This is a genomic window from Mesorhizobium sp. ISC15 (genome assembly GCF_037162615.1).
Lineage (GTDB): Bacteria > Pseudomonadota > Alphaproteobacteria > Rhizobiales > Rhizobiaceae > Mesorhizobium > Mesorhizobium mediterraneum.
The window spans coordinates 1,138,746-1,158,545 of the sequence record NZ_JAVSPX010000001.1 but is presented as its reverse complement, the minus strand read 5'-3'; the positions used below and the strand labels follow the sequence as shown (position 1 = coordinate 1,158,545).

The following is a 19,800-nucleotide window of genomic DNA, read 5'->3' as shown; positions in this document are numbered from 1 at the left end:
AGGTTCGTCGAAAGTGCTTAGCAACGCCGAACAGGCCCTGCTCTCCCTGCTGCGGGCGAATGCGCGCGCCTCGACGGCCGAGTTGGCGCGGCAGCTCGGCGTGTCGCGGACAACCGTGCAAAGCCGGATCGAGCGGCTGGAGCAGCGCGGCATCATCACCGGCTATGGCGTCAGGCTTTCACCCGATTACGAACAGGGACTGGTGCGGGCGCATGTCCTGCTCACCGTCACGCCCAAGCTTGCCGACAAGGTGGTGCGCAGCCTGCAGGCGCTGCCACCGGTGCGGACACTGCATTCTGTAAGCGGCAATTTCGACATGATCGTCATCGTCGACGCGCCGTCGATCAAGGATCTCGACACGCTTCTCGACCAGATCGGCGCGATGGACGGGGTCGAGCGGACGTCGTCCTCGATCATCCTGTCGACGCGGATCGACCGCTGAGCGGGCAGAAGTAAAGCCGTTCTGTAGCGATCCTTCGCGCCCCCCTCTGCCCTGCCGGGCATCTCCCCCACGAGGGGGGAGATTGGCAGCTTCAGCGCCCCGCTCACTTCTGCAACGATGGAGATTGGCGAAAGCCGGGATGACGGCCGATCTCCCCCCATGTGGGGGAGATGTCCGGCAGGACAGAGGGGGGCGCTGTCCCGCTGGCATCAAAAGGTTTCCGGCATCGTCGTGATGGCCGGCTTCTAGCCGCCGAGCGGGTGCGGCATGTAGCCGACGAAGCCCGATATTTTCCAGCGACCCTCAACCTTGGTGCAAAAATAGAGGGTCTGCCATTTCAGCTTCTCGGCGCTGCCATCGGGTTTGGCGACCGAGCCGTTGAACTTCTTGTGCAGCACGGCGCGGTCGCCGTCGACATCGATGTCGCGCATGTTGGTGATGCGAAACAGCGCCTCGCGCAACGGTTCGGCGAATTTGGTCGCCGCGGTTTCCTTGGCTTGGCGCAGCCACTCGTCGCGGTAGCTGCGAAGCGTCGGGAATTGCAGCCGCCAGGCATCCGCATCGCTGAGGAAATGGGCGTGCATGCCGAAGAAGCTCGAGGCCACGAAATCATCCTCGACCATCGTCCAGTCCTGGCCGAGGAAGGCGTCGATGTCGCGCCGCACCAGCATCTCCCAGAGCGCATGGCGGTCGGCGTCGCCGGGCGGAAACGGATTCTTGTCGAAGGTCACTTCTGCTCCCCTATGTTGCGATGTTTTGGGTGTTGCGATGCTTCGCTCGATTGAAGGCTCGACTTGATCCGATCAGTCGCCGATCTGGTCCAGAAACGGCAGATTGCTTGCCATCAGGCCGGCATCGACATTCAGGGTCGTGCCGGTGATGCCGCTGGCAAAGGGCGACGCCAGGAACACCGCGGCGCGGGCGACCTCGACCGGCTCGACCAGTCTTCCTAGCGGATAGAGCTTGCCGACGGCGGCGAGGATCTCCGGCTTGTGCGCAAGGCGATGCTCCCAGGCCCCGGTCCGGATCGAGCCGGGAATGACGGCGTTGGCGCGGATGCCGTTGCGGCCTTCCTCGGTGGCGATGGCGCGCATCCAGGCGTTGAGTGCTGCCTTGGCGGCGGCATAGGCGGGATTGCCGAAATGGGCTTGCGCGTTGACCGAGGAGATGAACACGAAGGCGGCGCCTTGCGGCTGGTTGCGCATGACGGGAAGCAGTGCCTGCGACAGCAGTGCGGCGCTGCGAAAATTCAGATCCATTTCGTGATCGAGGGCGGCCGTCGAGACATCGGCGAGCGTTTCCGCCCGCGTCCAGCCGGCGTTCGAGATGACCGCCATTGGGGCCGCCCTCTCACCGACACGCTTGGCAAACGCCGCGACGGCGGCGTCATCGAGCAGGTCGAAATGATGCGCTTCTATTCCGGCGCCGGTCAAGTCGGTGCCCTCGCGATCGCAGGCGACCACCCTTGCCGCGCAGGCGGACAGGACGGCGACCAGGGCGCTGCCGACGCCGCCGGCGGCCCCTGTCACGACCACGCTGCGACCACCGAAATCGATCATGCGGCTCCTCGCTTTTCCTTCGCCCAATCCTCGCCTGCCGGATGCATCGAAGCAATCGCTGATCGAGCAGGATGCTGATGCTCTTGTAATAAAGCAACATGAATTCCAAAAAATGTTGCTTTCCAACACAGCCTGTATGAGAATCGCTCGGACAGGCGTAGACCTTCCGGCGGGAAACGGGCAAACCGGCGCAGCGAAAGACCCCGCGCGGACTCTGCGGCGATTGCCGCCAATGTTTGAACAGGAGACTTTTCCGTGCCCAAACAGTGCTTTGGAACATCCCATGTGCCGCTGTCGCCGGCGGTCCGGGCCGGCGATACGGTCTATGTCTCCGGCCAGGTGCCGGTCGGTAGCGACGGCGTGGTGGTCAAGGGCGGCATCGCCGAGCAGACCGAGCAGGTGCTTTTGAATGTCAAGGCAGCGCTGGCGCTGGCCGGCTGCACCATGGACGACGTGGTCAAGACGACGGTATGGCTCGAGAACGCCAGCGACTTCGGCGCCTTCAACGCCGTCTACGCCAAGCATTTCCCAAAGGATCCGCCGGCGCGCACCACCGTCGAATCGCGGCTGATGATCGACATCAAGATCGAGGTCGAGGCCGTCGCCTACAGGCCGGTCTAGACGGAACGGAGGCGGACGCCGATGCAATTTGATCTCCTCCTGAAGGGCGGCCGCGTCATCGACCCGGCGTCCGGCCTCGACGCGCAACGCGATCTGGCCATTGCCGATGGCCGCATCGCCGCGATCGATGCCGACATTCCGTTCGAGCGTGCCGCGCGCGTCATCGATGCGACGGGCTCCATCGTTGCGCCCGGCCTCATCGACCTGCACAGCCACGTCTATTGGGGCGGCACCTCGCTCGGCGTCGACGCCGACCGTCTCGCCGCCAAGAGCGGCACCACCACGTTCATCGACGCGGGAAGTGCCGGCGCCGGCAACTTCCTCGGCTTTCGCCGTCACGTCATCGAGCGCTCGAAAGTCCGCATCCTGGCCTATGTCAACATTTCCTTTGCCGGCATTTTCGGCTTCTCGCAGACCGTTTCGGTCGGCGAATGCAGCGACCTCAGGCTCTGCGAGCCGCGCGAGACGGTGGCGGCGGTGCGCGAGCACGCAGACGTGGTTGTCGGCGTGAAAGTCCGCTCGGGCCGCCATGCCGGCGGCACCAGCGGCATTGCTCCGGTCGATCTGGCGCTCGAGGCCGCCGACCAGGTCGGCCTGCCGCTGATGGCGCATATCGACGAGCCGCCGCCCGGCCGCTCGGAAGTGCTGCCGCGGCTGCGCAGGGGCGACATTCTCACCCACTGCTTCCGGCCGTTTCCCAACGCGCCGATCTTCGCCTCCGGCGCGGTGCGGCCCGACATGCGGCTGGCGCGCGAGCGCGGCGTCATCTTCGACATCGGCCACGGCATGGGCTCGTTCGATTTCGAGGTTGCCAAGGCGATGCTCAGCGAGGGGCTGGCGCCTGACGTGATCAGCAGCGACGTGCATCTCTACTGCGTCGACGGGCCGGCCTTCGACATCCTGGTGTGCATGTCGAAACTGCTGGCGCTCGGCATGCCGCTTGTCGAGGTGCTGCGCGCGGCGACACAGCGGCCGGCCGAGGCCATCGCAAGGCCCGATCTTGGCGCGCTTATGGTCGGCGCGGTCGGCGATATCGCGGTGCTGCGGCTGCGCCCGGGCAGTTTCACCTTTGTCGATGCGGTCGGCGCCTCGCTGGTCGCCGAGCAAAGGCTGATCTCGGACGGTGTCGTGATCGGCGGCACCTGGTGGCCGAACGAGGCGGCAGGCGATCTCGGCGATACCGAGCGCTTCGAAGCGCATGCGCATGAGACGCATGTCGATGTCGTGGCTAGGCATTTCGGGCGTGGGTGATCTCCCCCCTCGAGGGGGAGATGTCGCCGAAGGCGACAGAGGGGGTCGGTTCGACCGGGCTCGCCTTCCTGCAACGGATGGAAGTTGGCGCTCGACGCGCGGCGACCCCCTCTGGCCTGCCGGCCATCTCCCCCTCAAGGAGGGAGATTACGGCTTCACCCCCGGCGCCCCATAAACCGGCGTGGCAATGCCTTCCATCCTCGCCTTGATCTGCAGCGCCACGAATTTCGAGTAAAAACGCGACAGCGCCAGGTTGCTGCCGTGGAACCATAGCGCCTCCTGCGCGGTCGGCTTCCACATGTTGCGCAATTCGCCTTGCCATGGTCCGGGGTCGCCTCTCACGCCCGAGCCAATCCCCCAGCACGGGCCGACCTTGTCGGCGACCTCACGCGAGACGATCGCCGCCACCGTCTCGTTCATCGACTGATAGCCGGTGCAGGAGATGACCACGTCGGCCGCAAGCTCGGTGCCGTCGTCGAAGAGTATCCCTGTCGGCGTCAGCGACTTGATTCCGACGCCGCTGCGGACGCCGATCTCGCCGTTGATGATCAGATCCGAAGCGCCGACGTCGATGTAGTAGCCCGAGCCGGTGCGGTAGGCCTTCATCAGCAGTCCGGTCTCGTCGTCACCGAAATCGATGGCGAAGCCAGCGCCGCGCAAGCGGTCGTAGAATGCCGCGTCGCGGGCCTTGATGATGTCGTAGAGCGCCCGCTGGCTTTGCGGCAGCAGCGCGAAGGGCGTCGAGGCGACGATCATGTCGGCCTTCTCGGTGGTGATGCCGCGCGCCAGCGCTTTTTCCGAAAAGATCTCGAAGCCGACTTCCATCAGCGTGTCGGACTTGACCACCGTCGTCGGCGAGCGCTGGATCATGGTCACCTCAGCGCCGCTTTCCCAAAGGTCGACGCTGACGTCGTGCCCCGAGCTTGCCGCGCCGATGACCGCGACGCGTTTGCCGCGGAATTTCTCGCCGCTGGAATACTGGCTGGAGTGCAGGATCTCGCCCTGGAACGCCTCGGCGCCGGGCAGGTCGATCTGCCTCGGCGGACCATAGGCGCCGGTCGCGAAGACGATATGCCTCGGCTTCAGCGTGATGCGCTCGCCGGCGCGATCGACCTCGACCGTCCAGATTTTTGCGACTTCGTCATAGGACGCGCCGACACATCTCGTGGAGGTCCAATAGTTGAGCTCCATGACGCGCGTATACATTTCCAGCCAGTCGCCCATCTTGTCCTTAGGCGTGAACACCGGCCAGTTCTCCGGAAACGGGATGTAGGGCAGATGGTCGTACCAGACCGGGTCGTGCAGCACGAGCGAGCGATAGCGGTTGCGCCAGGAATCGCCGGCTTGAGCATTCTTCTCGATGATGATGGCCGGCACGCCCATTTGCCTGAGCCGCGCACCCAGCATAATGCCGCCCTGGCCGCCGCCAATGACCAGGCAATAAGGCTGCTGGCCGGCGCCGAGTTCACGCGTCTCGCGCGCTCTCGCCTCCGACCAGGTCTCTCGGTCTGGATCGGCCTTGTGGCGGACACCCAGCGGCCGCGCCGGTCCCTTGCGCTCCTCATACCCCTTGAGGTCGGTCATCGCCGTGAACAGCGTCCGGCACCGACCGTCCTGCAGGCGCAGGATACCTTGGCCCCACGCCGATGACGTCTCGAAGGTGAACCAGGCCTCGACGATGCCTTCGTCCGAGCTTGCTTCGCCACTGAGCTGCCAGGCAGTCGGCTGTGCCGTCGCCAGCGTGGTTTCCAGCATGTCGCGGATCGTCGCGCGGCCTTCCATCGTCTTGATGTTCCAGGTGAAGGTCAGCAGGTCGCGCCAGTAGCAGTCCTCGACGAACAGGTTGGTCGCGGCCTCGGCGTCGCCTGCCTCGAGCGCGCGGGCGAGGGAGGAAAGCCAGGTGGCCGCCTGTTTCGATGGTGCCATGTCGAGCATCTGTTGTCCTTCTACCTTTTCAAGTCGGCGCTGCCCGGTCTTCCCTTCTCCCCTTGTTGTGGGAGAAGGTGTCGCCGAAGGCGACGGATGAAGGGTGTTCCAGAGGAACACCAACGTCTCACTCCGTCCAGCACCCCTCTTCCGTCTTGGCGCTGCGCGCCAATCCACCTTCTCCCACAAGGGGAGAAGGAAAAAGGGCCCCTCAATCCCCGAGCGGTTCCATCTCCTTGCCCGTCCTGTGGATCTGGGCGTTGTATTTGATGCGGCGGACCGTTTCGCGGGCCGAGCCGTCGAGCTTGTAGGCGGCCGCCACCGCCATCAGGTCGATCGCGGCCAGGAAGGCGAACCGCGAGGCGGTCGGCTTCAGCGTGTCGGGATATTCGGGCACCGCGACCGTCAGCCTGACGTCGCAGGCGCGGGCAAGGTCGGTGTCGGGCGCGGTCACGGCGATCGCGTTGGCGCGGTAATGCTTGGCGAGCTCGACGGCCTCGATCACTTCGCGCGTGCGTCCCGTCGCCGAGATGGCGATCACCAGATCGCTGGGCTTCAAGGTCGAGGCGGTCATCCGCATCAGATAGGGGTCGCATTGGGCGCTGACGGTGATGCCGTAGCGAAACAGCCGGTATTGGGTTTCCTGCGCCAGCGCCGAGGAGCTGCCGCCGAGACCGAACACTGTGACCTGGCGTGCCTTGGCGATCAGCTCGGCCGCCTTCACCAGCTGCGCCGGATCGAGCTGCCGTTCGGCTTCCTGCAGCGCCCGGCGTGCCTCGCCGAACACGGCATTCCAGAACGGCATGCCATTGTCGGCGCTCGCGGGCGGCGGCTTGCTCAGATAGAGCGCGCCGACGACGAGGCTCTGCGCCAGCTTCAGCTTGAAGTCACGCACACCTTCACAGCCGATGGCGCGGCAGAACCGGGTCACGGTGGGTTCGCTCACCCCGGCGCGCTGGGCGAGCACGGCATTGGAAGCGTCGACCGCGAACCTGACGTCGTCGAGCACGACGTCGGCGACGCGGCGCTCCGCCGGGCGCAGCTCACTGTAAGAGTCCTTGACCAGCGAGATGATGTCGGGGATGCGCCTGACATGGTCGCGTGTATCCGGCTCGCCATCCGAAGTCAGTCGTGCATGGCCTTCAGCTTCGGTCATGAGTCATTCCCCTGACGTTCGTGGAACTCGACCTCTACCATGTTTGCGCACCGCTTGCCTGCTCCGCTTCACGCGACGTGTTTCCGAAGTATGTAGGAAAGCAACAAGCTTTTCAAGAAATAGAAAATGTAATTTAAACAAACAGATATGGCTGGCCCTAGCGATCTTGCCAGCGATAGCGACGGTCGCCGCTTGACAGTAAAGTAGGATAGTTACAGACTGATTTCTGCGACCGTATGACCCACTGGATCATCGCGCAATCTCCGAGGGGCGCATGAACGCGGGCAGTGCAAAAACCCCGAAGCTTGGCGTGCAGGACGCGACCAAGATCTATCATACGGCTTCCGGCGACCTCTTGGCGCTGGACCGTTGCAGCCTCGACGTCCACGCCAATGAGATCGTCTCGATCGTCGGCCCCTCCGGCTGCGGCAAGACCACACTTTTGTGGTCGATGTCCGGGCTGCATCGCCTGTCCAGCGGGACCATCCGGCTCGACGGCAGAGAGATCACCGGGCCGCATCCGGATATCGGCATCGTCTTCCAGGAGGCGAACCTGCTGCCCTGGCGCAATCTCGACGCCAACATCCATTTTCCCTTCGAGATCAAGGGCGAGAAACCGGATCGCGCCTGGATCGCCCATCTCGTCAACCGCGTCGGGCTAGACGGTTTCGGCGGAAAGTTTCCGCGCGAGCTCTCGGGCGGCATGCAGCAGCGCGCGGCGATCGTGCGGGCGCTGGCGCTGAAGCCCTCCGTCCTGCTCATGGATGAGCCCTTCGGCGCGCTCGACAGTTTCACGCGCGAGGAGATGAACCGTCTCGTCGAGGAGATCTGGCTCGATACCAAAACCACCATCGTCTTCATCACCCATAGCATCGAGGAGGCGATCTTCCTTTCCGACAGGGTGGTGGTGCTGAGCGCGCGGCCGGGGCGCGTCGCCAAGGAATATCGCGTGCCATTCCTACGCCCGCGCTCGCTGGAGATCATGGCGACGAAGGAGGTCTTCGATCTCACCAACACGATCAAGATGGACATTGTCGGCGAACGCGTGCGGCCGAAGGCGCGGGAGCGCGGCACCGCCGAAATTGTGAGGATCAGGCCGTGAGCGGAGGCGACACTATCCCGGAATTTTCCAAGACCAAGGCGGGTGACGGGCACGACGTCAGCCTGACCAATCTTTCGGCCTTCGCCAGCGGCCCCGGCATCAGGTCGGGCGCCGAGGTTGCGGCCATCATCGCCGTTGCGGTGATCATCATCGGCGGCATCGAGCTGGCGCTGCGGCTCTTCAATGTGCCGCACTACATCATGCCGGCGCCAAGCGCGATCGCCTATGCGCTGTTCGACGAGTTCCCGCTGATTGCGCCGCATCTCGGCTATACGCTGGTCGAGCTTATTTCCGGCTTCTCGATCGGCGCCATCATCGGCCTGGTGATGGCTGCGGTGATCACGCAATTTCCCTTCGCCGAGAAGATCGTGGCGCCTTACATCTTGCTCTTGGTCACCACGCCGATGCTGGCGCTGGTGCCGCTTTTGATCCTGCGCTTCGGTTTTGGCTACACACCGCGCATCATCGCAGTGGCGCTGGCCGCCGGCCCGATGGTGATGATCAATGCGGCGACCGGCTTTCGCCGCGTCGATAGCGCCAAGATCGCGCTGGCGCGTTCCTATGGCGCCAGCACCTTGCAGATATTCTGGAAGATCCGGGCGCCGATGGCGCTGCCGATGATCCTGGTCGGGCTGATGATCGGCGCGATCTTCGGGCTTTTGACCGCGGTCGGCGCCGAGATGGTCGGCGGCGGCTTCGGCCTCGGCAACCGGCTGACCACTTATTCGTCGATGATCCAGATGCCGCAGTTCTTCGCCGTGGTTCTGATCCTCTCGATGCTTGGCATCCTGATCTATGTGCTGTTCTTCCTGATCGGCAAGAAATGGGCGAGCTGGGAGGCGTGAGCGCAGAAATGACGAAAGGTCCCGGGAGGCGGGCGGCAAGAGACTGAAAATCAACAAAAAAGGGGAATGCCATGACCAAAGAAAGTTCAATCAGCCATAGTGCGAGGATCAGCCGCCGTTATTTCCTGCAGGTGACCGGTGCCGGCCTGGTAACGGCGACTGCGCTCGGCGCTTCCAGCCTCAGGGCCAAGGCCGAGGCCTATGAAAAATTCACGTGGATCTCGCCGCGCGGCACGCTCGAAGTGCTGGACGATTATCCCTATTGGGCGGCCAAGAAGGCTGGCTATTTCGGCGACCTCGAAACCGACATGCAGCCGGGTCCGTCGGACGGCACCGCGACGGTGAAGTTCGTCGATGTCGGCCAGGCCGACATGGGCTTCCCCTCGCCCGGCGTTTTCTCCTTCGCCATCCAGAACGGCATGAAGCTCAAATCCGTGTTCCACATGGGCGCGCGCGACACGTTCAGCTTCGCCTTCCGCAAGGGCGAGGGAACAAACGACCTGAAGCAGCTAGAAGGAAAGACCATCCTGCTCGGCTCCGCCGCATGGCAGTCGATCACCGATCCGCTGCTGGCGGCGCAAGGCGTCGACATCAAGAAGGTGAAATATGTCGAGGCCGGCTGGCCGACCTGGGGCACCGCACTTGCCGGCGGCCAGGGCGACGCCGCCCTGTCATGGGAAGGGCTGCGGGCCGAATGGATCGCCAAGAACCTCGACTTCGAATACTGGCTCGGCGTGCAGAATTCGAAGCTGCCGGCGAACACTTTCGTTGTGCGCGCAGCAGATCTCGAGGACCCCGACCGCAAGGCGTTCCTGGAAAAGTATTTGCGCGGCTGGGCGATGGGTTTGGAGTTCGGCTACCAGAATCCACGCGCCGCCGTCGAAGCGGTGTTCGAGCAGTTCCCGACGCTGGCCAAGAACCTTGGGCCGGAGCTCGGTACAACCTCGATCCTGCAGCAGATCAACGTCTTCCGCGGCGACATGGACAAGCGCGAAGGCTGGGGCTCGCACGACATGGCGAGCTGGCAGGGCTTCTTCGACGAGATCCACAAGATCGGCCAGATCACCAGCCCGGTGAAAGCCGAGGACGTCTGCACCAACGAGCTGATCGGCCCCGCCAACAGCTTCGACAAGGCCAAGGTCAAGGCCGATGCCGATGGCTACAAGCTGTCAGAGGGCTTTGCCGCGCTCGATGTTGATAACATCAAGGCGCATCTGTTCGACTCGGCGGTCAAGTAAAGGCTGCAATTGTCTATGTCGGCGCTGCCCTTGGCCTGCCTTGGCTCCTTTCCTCTCCCTCCGGAGGAGGGAGAGGTGGCGCCGCGAAGCGGCGACGGAGTGGGGGAAGGCGTTCGCCAAACGCGTCGCCGCAAGACAGGCACAATGTGGCGAGCAAGTAACCTCAGGCGGGCGCGAAGGTCGACCCACACTCCGTCGAGCTTCGCTCGACACCTCCCCCCCGATCGACGGGGGAGAGGAAGGGGCCGGGTAATGAGCGGCGGTGCTGACCTAAGGTGATTGTCCCAGATAGACATACGAGCGGCAACCGATCGCCGCGCACAACTCAACGAAGAATTTGGGAGGCTGAGATGACCAACAAGGTGAAAGTGCTGGTGATTGGGCTGGGCAATATGGGCGCGTCGCATGCCAGCGCCTACCACCGGCTGGACGGCTTCGAGATCGTCGGCATCATGAGCCGCACGATCAAGAGCAACACAAAGATCCCGGCGGAATTAGCCGGCTATCCGCTCTACGAGGATTTCGATCAGGCGCTGAAAGAGACCAGGCCGGATGCCGTTTCCATCAACAGCTGGCCCAACACGCATGCCGAATATGCGCTGAAGGCGATTGCCGCCGGTTGCCATGTGTTCATGGAAAAGCCGCTCGCCACCAATATCGAGGATGCCGAAAAGGTCGTCGCCGCGGCGCGAGCGAAGAACCGCAAGCTGGTGCTCGGCTATATCCTGCGCGTCCACCCGTCATGGATCAAGTTCATCGAGGTCGGCAAGACGCTCGGCAAGCCGCTGGTCATGCGGCTCAACCTCAACCAGCAGAGCAGCGGCAGCGCCTGGCACTGGCACAAGAACCTGATCGATTCGCTGATCCCGATCGTCGATTGCGGCGTCCACTATGTCGACGTCATGTGCCAGCTGACCGGCGCCAAGCCGGTCCGCGTGCACGGCATCGGCGCCAAACTGTGGGCCGACGCCGCCAAGCAGAATTACGGCCATCTGCACGTTACTTTCGATGACGGCTCGGTCGGCTGGTACGAGGCGGGCTGGGGGCCGATGATGAGCGAGACGGCCTATTTCGTGAAGGATGTGGTCGGCCCCAAGGGCGCGGTCTCCATAGTCGCCGGCCAGCAGACGAGCAGTGCGGCCGAACTGGCTGAGGTATCGAACTCCGCCGACATCGATCGCCACACCAAGACCGATGCGCTCAAGATCCACTACGCACAGGTCGACGGCGACAAGAATTTCAGCAAGCCGGACGAGATCGTCAGCATGGAGGACGAACCCGGCCACCAGGAGCTTTGCGACCGCGAGCAGGCATTCTTCCTGCGCGCCATCCGCGAGGATCTTGATCTGACCGAGCAAATGGATGCCGCGGTCAACAGCCTGCGCATCGTGCTTGCCGCCGAGCAGAGCATCGCGGAAGGGCGGACCGTCGAGCTGGCCTGAGGCCCAGCTCCGCCTTCTCCCCTTGTGGGAGAAGGTGGCCGCCCACGGGTCTTGCCTCCGGCAAGCCCGAGGACAGGCTCCGCGGCCGGATGAGGGGTGTTCCAGCTTGGCACCGACTGCACTCCGTCCAGCACCCCTCAACCGTCTTGGCGCTACGCGCCAATCCACCTTCTCCCACAAGGGGAGAAGGAAGAAGGAGCGCCCGTTCGGGCACGGCAGAACGAGGGAGAGAGACATGGCCGAAATCACCGACAGCTTCCTGGAAACCTACGCCGAATCCGACGCGCTGGATCTGGCCGAGCTGGTGAAGCGCGGCGAAGTCTCACCGGCCGAGCTTGTCGAGGCGGCGATCACCATGATCGAGCGACTCAACCCGGCGCTGAACGCGGTGATCCACCGCCTGTACGAGATGGCGCGGGCTTCGGCTGAGACGGTCGAAAGAAGCACGCCCTTTGCCGGCGTGCCATTCCTGCTCAAGGAACTGGGCTCGTCCTGGACCGGAGCGCCCAACACCAACTCCTGTTCTTTCCTGAGAGATGTCGTCGCCGATTTCGACACCGAGGTTGTGCGCCGCATGAAGGCGGCGGGCCTGGTGCTTGTCGGCAAATCCAATGCGCCCGAGAATGGCTGGTCGATCAGCACAGAACCCAAGCTTTACGGCGCGACGAAAAACCCTTGGAAGCACGGCATCACGCCGGGCGGCTCGAGCGGCGGCGCGGCCGCAGCCATCGCCTCGCGCATGGTGCCGATCGCCGAGGCCAGCGATGGCGCCGGCTCGATCCGTATCCCGGCCTCCTGCTGCGGCATCGTCGGCCTGAAACCGTCGCGCGGACGCGTCAGCCTGGCGCCCTTCGGCGACTATTGGTATGGCGGCGCCTATTTTCTGTGCTGCTCCAGGACGGTGCGCGACACGGCAGCCTATCTCGATGCCGTGGCCGGCGCGCTGCCGGGCGATCCCTATACGCCGCCGGTCCCGAACGGCACCTGGCTCAGCCTTTTGACGCGCGCGCCAACGAAGCTGCGCATCGGCTTCACCGTCACGCCGCCAAACGGCACGCCTGCTGACCCGGAGGTCAAGGCCACGGTGCTGACGACGGTGGCTGCGCTCGAGCGCCTCGGCCACGATGTCGAGGAGCACGACATGCCGCTCGACGCCAATGCGGTGTGGAAAACCTACACCAACATGACCTGCGTGCAGACGGCGGCAACCTTCGGCTATCATGAAACGGTGATCGGCAGGCCGGTGACGCCAAGCGACGTCGAGCCGGTAACCTGGGCGATCATCGAGCGCGGCCGCGCAACGAGCGGCATTCGCCACATCTCCGACGTCGAGACGATCCGGCAAATCGGCCGCGACATCGTCGGCGATCTCGCGCCCTACGATCTCTTCATCACCCCGACCTTGACGCAACTGCCGAGGCCGTTGGGCTATTACGACATGTCGGAACCGGACATCGACCGCTACAATGCGAAGTGGACGGACGCCGTCTTCGCCTTCCCCTTCAACATCTCCGGACAGCCGGCGATCTCGCTGCCGCTTGGCTGGTCAGCCGGCGGCGTGCCGATCGGCGTGCAGCTGGTCGGCCGCTACGGCGACGAAGCGACCGTGCTCGCCGTCTCCACGCAGCTGGAACGGGAGATGCCGTGGAAGGATCGGCGGCCGAAGGTGAGCGGGTAGGTCTCGTTCGCCCTCGCCATCACCTGTTCCGGGGAGCCGTGGCGTTGCGCCTCGCGCGGCTCCCCTTCTCCCCTTGTGGGAGAAGGTGTCGCCGAAGGCGACGGATGAGGGGTGCTCCAGCTTGGCACCGACGGCACTCCGTCCAGCATCCCTCTTCCGTCTTGGCGCTGCGCGCCAATCCACCTTCTCCCACAAGGGGAGAAGGCGAGGTAGGTCAGCCCGTGCCTCGCGCGCGCTGCCGATCCGAACCGCCGTCCAGCCACGCAAGGTCATCCGGCGAAAGCGCAATGTCGAGCGCCTGCAGACTGTCCTCCAGTTCGTCGAGCGTGCGCGGTCCGATCAGCGGGACGGACGGGAACGGCTGGGCCAGGACATAGGCGAGCGCGACATGGATCGGGCTCTTGCCCAGTCTGTTGGCGAGCTCGATCGCCCGGTCGCGGCGGCCGAAATTCTTCTCCGAGTACCAGACCCGAACCAACTCTTCATTATCACGCTGGTCGCGCCCGGCGCGGCCGGTGAAGAAACCCCGCCCTTGGCTCGACCAGGCAAAGTTCGGCATCTGCCGGGCGGTCAGCCAGGCCTTCCATTCATCGCTCGACGATGTGACGCAACCTGGCCAGATCGGCACCAGCATTTCGGCCAGCGAAAAATTGTTCGAAAGCGCGCCAGGCTTTTGCTTACCGGTCCGCTCGGCATAGGCAATAGCCTCGTCCATGCGTTCCCTTGTCCAGTTCGAGCCGCCGAACGGACCGCGAATGCGGCCAGCCCTGACCTCCCTGTCCATTGCGTCGACGAATTCGTCGACCGGCACGTCCGGATCGTCGCGGTGCATGAAATAGACATCGACATGATCGGTCTGCAGCCGGTCGAGCGACTGGGTGAGCTGCTTGCCGATCACATCGGGATAGCAGAGCGGGGTGTGCGCGCCCTTGCCGATGACCACCGCTTGCTCACGCACGCCGCGGTTCGTCAGCCACTGGCCGAGCAGCGTTTCGGTGTAGCCGCTGCCATAGATATAGGCGGTGTCGAAGACGTTGCCGCCGGCTTCGAAATAGGCATCGAGCAGGATCATGCCCGAGGAGAACGTGCGGAAATCCTCGAAGCCGAGCGCCAGGCACGAGGCCGGCCGCGGCAGGCCCGGAATTTCGCGCTTCGGGATCGCGGTGCCGCCGGAACGCAGCCGCCGACCGGAGATGGTGTTGAGGCGTTTTTCGGGCTTCTCGATCTCGTATTCGAGGCCAATCGCGGCGCGCCATTTGTCGAGCACGCGCAGATTGCCGAGACTGTCGGCCCAGCCCATGCCCGGCCAGGCAAACTCCTGCTTCCCGGCCAGGATGGCCTCGCCGGCGGCGTCGACCTCGAAAGCGTAGAGCCAGCGGTCTTCCCTGACCTCGACCACCACCTCCCCGCCCGGCCGGATGATGCGGATTTCGCCGGTGCCGCCTTCCCTGCCGCTCGCATACCAGAAATCCGCGACCTCGATGCGACCCTTGGTGCCGACGATGCGCAGGACATTGTCCTGCGCCAGCGAAATGCCGCAGGAAACTTCGGCGACGATGCCACTGGGAAAATGCAGGAGCGCCGAGGCCCATTCGTCGACGCCGGACTGGCCGAGATGCGCAGCGCCGACCACCTTGTCCGGCTCGGCGAAGGGCGTTCCGACCGCCGCCCCGGCAATCAGCCGCGCCATCGAAACGGGGTAGCCGCCGACGTCCAGAATGCCGCCGCCAGCGAGGTCGTTGGCGTAGAGCCGGTGCTCCGGCATGAAATCAGGCATGGCGAAGCCGAAGCTCGACTTCACCATGCGCACCTCGCCGATCGCGCCGGACCTGATCAGCTCGACCAGTTTTGCCGTCTGCGGATGCAGCCGGTACATGAAGGCTTCGCCGAGAAAGGTACCGGCCTTGCGCGCCGCATGGATCATCGCATCGGCCTCGAAGGCGGTCAGCCCCATCGGCTTTTCGCAAAGCACATGCTTCCCGGCCTCGGCCGCCTTGATCGCCCATTCGGCGTGGCTGGGATGCGGCGTCGAAATGTAGATCGCATCGACGTTCGGGTCCGCGAGCAAAGCCTCGTAGCCGTCGAGGATGCGGGCGCCGGGGAAGTTTTCAGCGAGGCCTGATTTGCCGGGATTGCGCGCGGCAATGGCAACCAATGTGCCAGTGCGCGAATGTGCCACGCCGCCGGCAAAGGCCTTGGCGATGGTGCCAGGCCCGAGAATGCCCCAGCGGATGGGCGCGATTGAAGTCATTGTCATTCTCCTGGGATTTGAGACGAGCTGGCCGTCAGCGCAGCCGCCGTCCGTTGTCGTCGAATAAGTAAGATTTGCGGATGGAAACGGTGATCTCAGGGGCGTCGGGCACCTCGGCCGCGTCGCGCTGGATGACGATATCGTCGCCAGCCGCAGTACGGGTGTAGAGAAAGCTCGTGCCACCCAGATGCTCGACCACGTCGATGGTCACAGAAAGGTCGGCGTCGCCCTTTCCGGCATGACCGAAATGTTCTGGGCGAACGCCCACCACTACCTTGCTTCCCTGTTCGGGCACCGGGCCATTCAGCGGCTGTGTAAGACGCGTCCCGCCTGCCAATTCGACCGTCACGCCGGAAGCGCTGTGCCCCAGGACCCGAGCTTTGATGAAGTTCATCTTCGGCGAGCCGACAAAGCCCGCGACGAACTGATTGTCGGGGTCACTGTAAAGATCGAGCGGTCTGCCGATCTGCTCGACATAGCCGTCGCGCAGCACCACGATCCTGTCGGCCAGCGTCATCGCTTCGGTCTGGTCGTGCGTCACATAGATCATGGTGACGCCGAGCTCCTTGTGCAGGCGCGAGATCTCGACCCGCATCTGCACCCTGAGCTCGGCATCGAGGTTGCTCAGCGGCTCGTCGAACAGGAACACTTGCGGCTCGCGCACGATGGCGCGGCCGATGGCGACGCGTTGGCGCTGGCCGCCCGACAATTGCCGCGGGCGGCGCTTCATCAGCTCGGCGATGCGCAGGATCTCGGAGGCCCGCTTCACCCGCCGCTCGGTGTCGGCCTTCGGGTTGCCGTTCATCCTCAGCCCGAAGCTCAGATTCTGCTCGACACTCATATGCGGGTAGAGCGCGTAGGACTGGAACACCATGGCGATGCCGCGATCGGCCGGCTCGACGTCGTTCACCACCTTGCCGCCGATGGCGATCTCGCCGCCGCTGATGTCCTCGAGCCCGGCGATCATCCTCAGCAGCGTGGACTTGCCGCAGCCGGAGGGGCCGACAAAGACGACGAATTCGCCGTCATTGACGTCGATGTCAGCGCCGTGAATGATCTGAAAGCCGCCGAAGCGCTTGACGACATTTTTGAGTGTGACCGCTGCCATGCTGATCCTATTTGATGGCGCCAGCGGCAATGCCGGCAACGAAATGGCGCTGCAAGAGCACGAACACGACGAGCATCGGCACGGTGAGCATCACGGCGCCCGCCATGATGCCGCCCCACGACACTTTGGTGAGGCCGATCAGCGTGCCGAGCGCCACCGGCGCCGTCATCGCGCCGGGCTTGGAATTGATCAGCAGCGGCCAGAGATAGTTGTTCCAGGAGGCAAGGAACAGGATGATGGCGAGCGCCGCCAGCATCGGCCGCGCCAGCGGCAGCGCTACGAACAGGAAGATCCGCCACTCCTTGACCCCCTCGACCCGAGCGGCGTCGAACAGATCGCCCGGCATCATCGAGAAGCTCTGCCGCATGAACAGCACACCGAGCGAATTGAAGAGCGGCGGCACGATCAGCGCCACCCAGGTGTTGGCGAGCTTGAAGTCGCGCGCCACCATGATGAATTGCGGGATCAGCACGACAGCATAGGGCAGCGTGATGGTGCCGAGGATGATGGCGACGACCACGCCCTTGCCGAAGAACTGGTAGCGCGCCAGCGCCCAGCCGGCCATCGAGGTGAGCAGCACCGACAGGAATGTATAGGTCACCGCCACCGAGAGGGAGATGCCGATGGCGCCAATGAAATTGGTGTCGCGCTGCAGATTGTTGACATTGTCGAGGAAACTGCCGTGCGGCAAAAGCTCGATGCTGGGGCTGAAGATGCCTCTGTCGGGCATGGTCGAGAAAATCGCCATCATCCACAGAGGAAACAGCCAGATCAGCGCCAGCGGCGTCAGGAAGAGATGCAGCGCGATGCTGCGCCCCAGTTTTGAAGAGGAACGCGAGCTCATTTCGGGTCCCTCGTTAGCCAGAGCTGCACCAGTGAGATGGCGATCGCCAGCCCGGCCATGGTGTAGGCGATGGCCGAGGCGTAGCCGAAATTGAGCGACCTGAAGCCTTGGCGGTAAAGCAGCAGCCCGAGCGTTTCAGTGCCGCCGCCCGGTCCGCCGCGTTCGGTGATCAGGAACGGCTCTGTGAACAGCTGCATGGTGCCGATGATCGACAGCACGGCGCAGAATACGATGATCGGCTTGAGCAGCGGCAGGGTGATGTAGAAGAACTGCTTGAGCTTGCTGACGCGGTCCAACGTCGCCGCCTCGTAGACATCCTGGGGGATGGACTGCAGGCCGGCGAGCAGGATGATGGCGTTGTAGCCGGCCCAGCGCCAGGTCACCGCGATCATGATGACCGCCATCGCCGGTGTGACGTTGGAAAACCAGTCGATACGGGGCAGGCCGACACTGTTCAGCAGCTTGTTGATGATGCCGTAATCGAGGTTGAACATCAGCCGGAACACCGCCGAATAGGCGACTTCGCCGACCACCACCGGGGCGAAGAAGGCGAAGCGGAACAGGCCACGGGCTTTCAGCAGCGGCGAATTTAAAAGCACCGCCATGACGATCGCCAACGTGATCATCACCGGCACCTGGATGACGAGGATGAGCAGCGTGTTCTTCAGCGCATTGAAAAACGCAGGGTCGCCGATCAGCCGGCCCCAGTTGAAGGTGGGGGCGAACCGCCACGGCACGGTGCGCGTCGCCTGGAAGGAGATCAGGAACGAGCCGATGATCGGCCACAGCCAGAAGATCGAGAAGATCAGCAGGTAGGGCGCGAGGAAGCGATATGCCGTGGCGTTCTGATAGCGCATCGTTGCCTCCTTCTCGCTTCTAGGTTTACCGGCCTGAGTTTCCTTCTCCCCCTGTGGGAGAAGGTGGATTGGCGCGCAGCGCCAAGACGGTTGAGGGGTGCTGGACGGAGCGCCTTCCATGCCAAGCTGGAACACCCCTCATCCGTCGCCTTCGGCGACACCTTCTCCCACAGGGGGAGAAGGGAGAGCCGTGCAGATCACTCTTTGGCCGGCAGGCCGGTCGCCGAGGCGATCTGGCTTGCGGCATCGTCTAGCGCCGCCTTGGCATCGGGATAGCCGCCGCCCAGATATTTGGTCTGCACCGCGCGGACGATGATCTCCGCGTCGCTCTGGAACGGGGTGCCGCGGCTGGGGACGACTTTGGGCAAGGTGCCGAGGATGTCCTTCCACACCGCCTGGCCGCCCCAATAGGGCTGGCCTTCGGAGACATAGGGATCGTCGAGCGCCGAGATCAGCGACGGCACGAGGCCAAAGCCCTTCAGCATCGCTATCTGGCCCTCATTGGTCGCGAGCGAGTATTTCAGGTAGGCGTAGGCGGCCTCCTTGTTGTTGGACACCGAGGTGATGGCGAGTGACGAACCGCCGAGATTGGCGGCGCGCGGGCCGTCGGCGGTGAGGCTCGGCATCAGGTAGACGCCCCATTTGCCGCTGCCGTCGGGCGATTCGGTGCGTATGGTGCCCTCATACCAGCCGCCATACATCTGGGTGGCGACCTTGCCGGCGGTGTTGTTGGTGATCTTGGTGCTCCAGTCGGCCGAGGTGATGATGCCGGCGTCCTTCATCTCCTTGATCTTGGTCATCGACGCCACACAGGCCGGTTGATTGACGGTGATCGACTGCCCATCGGCGGCGAAATAGGCGCAGCCCTGCTCGTTGGCGATCATGCGGAAGAATTCGGAGTCGCCGTTGAAATCGGCGTTGGTCATCGTCACGCCGGGATTGGCGTCCTGGATCTTCTTGCCGGCGGCAATGAAATCGTCCCAGGTCTTGATCGACGCGGGATCGACGCCGGCCTTCTCGTAGAAGTCGCGGCGATAGTACATCGCCACCGGGCCCGAATCCCATGGCATCGCATAGGCCTTGTCTTCCACTTCGAGTTCGGTGCGCTTGAAATCGGGGAATTTTGCCTGGTCTTCGGCCGTATAGCCCAGCGTGTGAAGGTCGACGAAGCAGTCCGGGAACTGGCTCCAGTAGTTCTCGGCCTCGCCGTTCTCGATCGTCACGACATCCGGCAGCCCCTCGCCGCCGGCGGCGCAGCCGGCGATCGACTTGTCGTAGGTCGGCTGGTTGCCGAGATCCTGGACCGTGACCTTGACGTCGGGGAACTGCTTGTTGAAGCCTTCTATAGTGGCCTTCAGCGATGAAGCGGCGACGTTCCAGCTCCAGATCGTGATTTCGCCGGACTGCGCAAAGGCCGGGGCTGAGCCCAGGGCAAGCGCGAGCGCGGCGCAGGTCAATGTGGTGCGCATCGAAATCCTCC

General features: G+C 63.9%; 17 protein-coding genes. 8 read left to right on the top strand and 9 right to left on the bottom strand.

Features of this window, described 5'->3' with window-relative positions; translation table 11 throughout:
- Positions 1–13: 13 nt before the first annotated feature.
- A complete protein-coding gene (locus RPG13_RS05790) occupies positions 14–442 on the top strand; it encodes an Lrp/AsnC family transcriptional regulator (RefSeq protein ID WP_337124562.1) in 429 nt (142 codons plus the stop codon).
- 245 nt (positions 443–687) lie between these two features.
- Here the strand turns inward: RPG13_RS05790 and RPG13_RS05785 are convergent, their stop codons facing one another.
- The gene (locus RPG13_RS05785) at positions 688–1,173 is read right to left on the bottom strand and encodes a hypothetical protein (protein WP_292227651.1); all 486 of its coding nucleotides are present in this window, start codon (positions 1,171–1,173) and stop codon (positions 688–690) included.
- Positions 1,174–1,245: 72 nt separating this feature from the next.
- Entirely contained in the window at positions 1,246–2,001 is a 756-nt protein-coding gene (locus RPG13_RS05780) for an SDR family NAD(P)-dependent oxidoreductase (protein WP_337124561.1), read from the bottom strand.
- Between the two features lie 255 nt (positions 2,002–2,256).
- Between RPG13_RS05780 and RPG13_RS05775 the strand changes: the two genes are divergently transcribed.
- Positions 2,257–2,622 carry a RidA family protein gene (locus tag RPG13_RS05775; protein WP_337124560.1) on the top strand — a complete coding sequence of 122 codons (366 nt, stop codon included), beginning with the start codon at positions 2,257–2,259 and terminating at the stop codon, positions 2,620–2,622.
- Positions 2,623–2,643: 21 nt separating this feature from the next.
- Positions 2,644–3,873 carry an amidohydrolase/deacetylase family metallohydrolase gene (locus RPG13_RS05770; protein WP_337124559.1) on the top strand — a complete coding sequence of 410 codons (1,230 nt, stop codon included), beginning with the start codon at positions 2,644–2,646 and terminating at the stop codon, positions 3,871–3,873.
- Between the two features lie 147 nt (positions 3,874–4,020).
- On the opposite strand, the gene RPG13_RS05765 is transcribed toward RPG13_RS05770, so the two are convergent.
- The gene (locus tag RPG13_RS05765) at positions 4,021–5,808 is read right to left on the bottom strand and encodes an NAD(P)/FAD-dependent oxidoreductase (RefSeq protein ID WP_337124558.1); all 1,788 of its coding nucleotides are present in this window, start codon (positions 5,806–5,808) and stop codon (positions 4,021–4,023) included.
- A 202-nt stretch (positions 5,809–6,010) separates the two neighbouring features.
- A complete protein-coding gene (locus RPG13_RS05760; protein WP_337124557.1) occupies positions 6,011–6,955 on the bottom strand; it encodes a MurR/RpiR family transcriptional regulator in 945 nt (314 codons plus the stop codon).
- 274 nt (positions 6,956–7,229) lie between these two features.
- Here RPG13_RS05760 and RPG13_RS05755 point away from each other — a divergent pair, with 274 nt between their 5' ends.
- The 5 genes from RPG13_RS05755 to RPG13_RS05735 all read left to right on the top strand — a co-directional run bounded on the left by RPG13_RS05755 (position 7,230) and on the right by RPG13_RS05735 (position 13,260).
- Entirely contained in the window at positions 7,230–8,057 is an 828-nt protein-coding gene (locus RPG13_RS05755; RefSeq protein WP_095484804.1) for an ABC transporter ATP-binding protein, read from the top strand.
- Positions 8,054–8,902 (top strand): ABC transporter permease, encoded by an 849-nt coding sequence (locus tag RPG13_RS05750; RefSeq protein WP_292227635.1) that lies wholly within the window; start codon positions 8,054–8,056, stop codon positions 8,900–8,902. The genes RPG13_RS05755 and RPG13_RS05750 overlap by 4 nt, the downstream gene beginning before the upstream one ends.
- Positions 8,903–8,973: 71 nt before the next feature.
- Complete coding sequence (locus tag RPG13_RS05745; protein ID WP_126104282.1) at positions 8,974–10,140, top strand: ABC transporter substrate-binding protein; 1,167 nt, start codon at positions 8,974–8,976, stop codon at positions 10,138–10,140.
- Between the two features lie 350 nt (positions 10,141–10,490).
- Positions 10,491–11,582 (top strand): Gfo/Idh/MocA family protein, encoded by a 1,092-nt coding sequence (locus RPG13_RS05740; RefSeq protein WP_292227630.1) that lies wholly within the window; start codon positions 10,491–10,493, stop codon positions 11,580–11,582.
- A gap of 235 nt (positions 11,583–11,817) precedes the next feature.
- Entirely contained in the window at positions 11,818–13,260 is a 1,443-nt protein-coding gene (locus RPG13_RS05735; protein WP_337124556.1) for an amidase, read from the top strand.
- Between the two features lie 214 nt (positions 13,261–13,474).
- Here the strand turns inward: RPG13_RS05735 and RPG13_RS05730 are convergent, their stop codons facing one another.
- From RPG13_RS05730 to RPG13_RS05710, 5 genes are all read right to left on the bottom strand, one after another.
- Positions 13,475–15,511, bottom strand: a complete 2,037-nt coding sequence (locus tag RPG13_RS05730) for an aldo/keto reductase (RefSeq protein ID WP_337124555.1) — start codon at positions 15,509–15,511, stop codon at positions 13,475–13,477.
- 34 nt (positions 15,512–15,545) lie between these two features.
- Positions 15,546–16,619 carry an ABC transporter ATP-binding protein gene (locus RPG13_RS05725; RefSeq protein ID WP_337124554.1) on the bottom strand — a complete coding sequence of 358 codons (1,074 nt, stop codon included), beginning with the start codon at positions 16,617–16,619 and terminating at the stop codon, positions 15,546–15,548.
- A 7-nt stretch (positions 16,620–16,626) separates the two neighbouring features.
- Entirely contained in the window at positions 16,627–17,463 is an 837-nt protein-coding gene (locus RPG13_RS05720) for a carbohydrate ABC transporter permease (RefSeq protein WP_292650259.1), read from the bottom strand.
- The gene (locus RPG13_RS05715; protein WP_292650260.1) at positions 17,460–18,320 is read right to left on the bottom strand and encodes a carbohydrate ABC transporter permease; all 861 of its coding nucleotides are present in this window, start codon (positions 18,318–18,320) and stop codon (positions 17,460–17,462) included. Before RPG13_RS05715 ends, RPG13_RS05720 begins: the two co-directional genes overlap by 4 nt.
- A gap of 197 nt (positions 18,321–18,517) precedes the next feature.
- Positions 18,518–19,789, bottom strand: coding sequence for an ABC transporter substrate-binding protein (locus RPG13_RS05710; protein WP_292650262.1), 1,272 nt, complete (start codon positions 19,787–19,789; stop codon positions 18,518–18,520).
- Positions 19,790–19,800 lie beyond the last annotated feature (11 nt).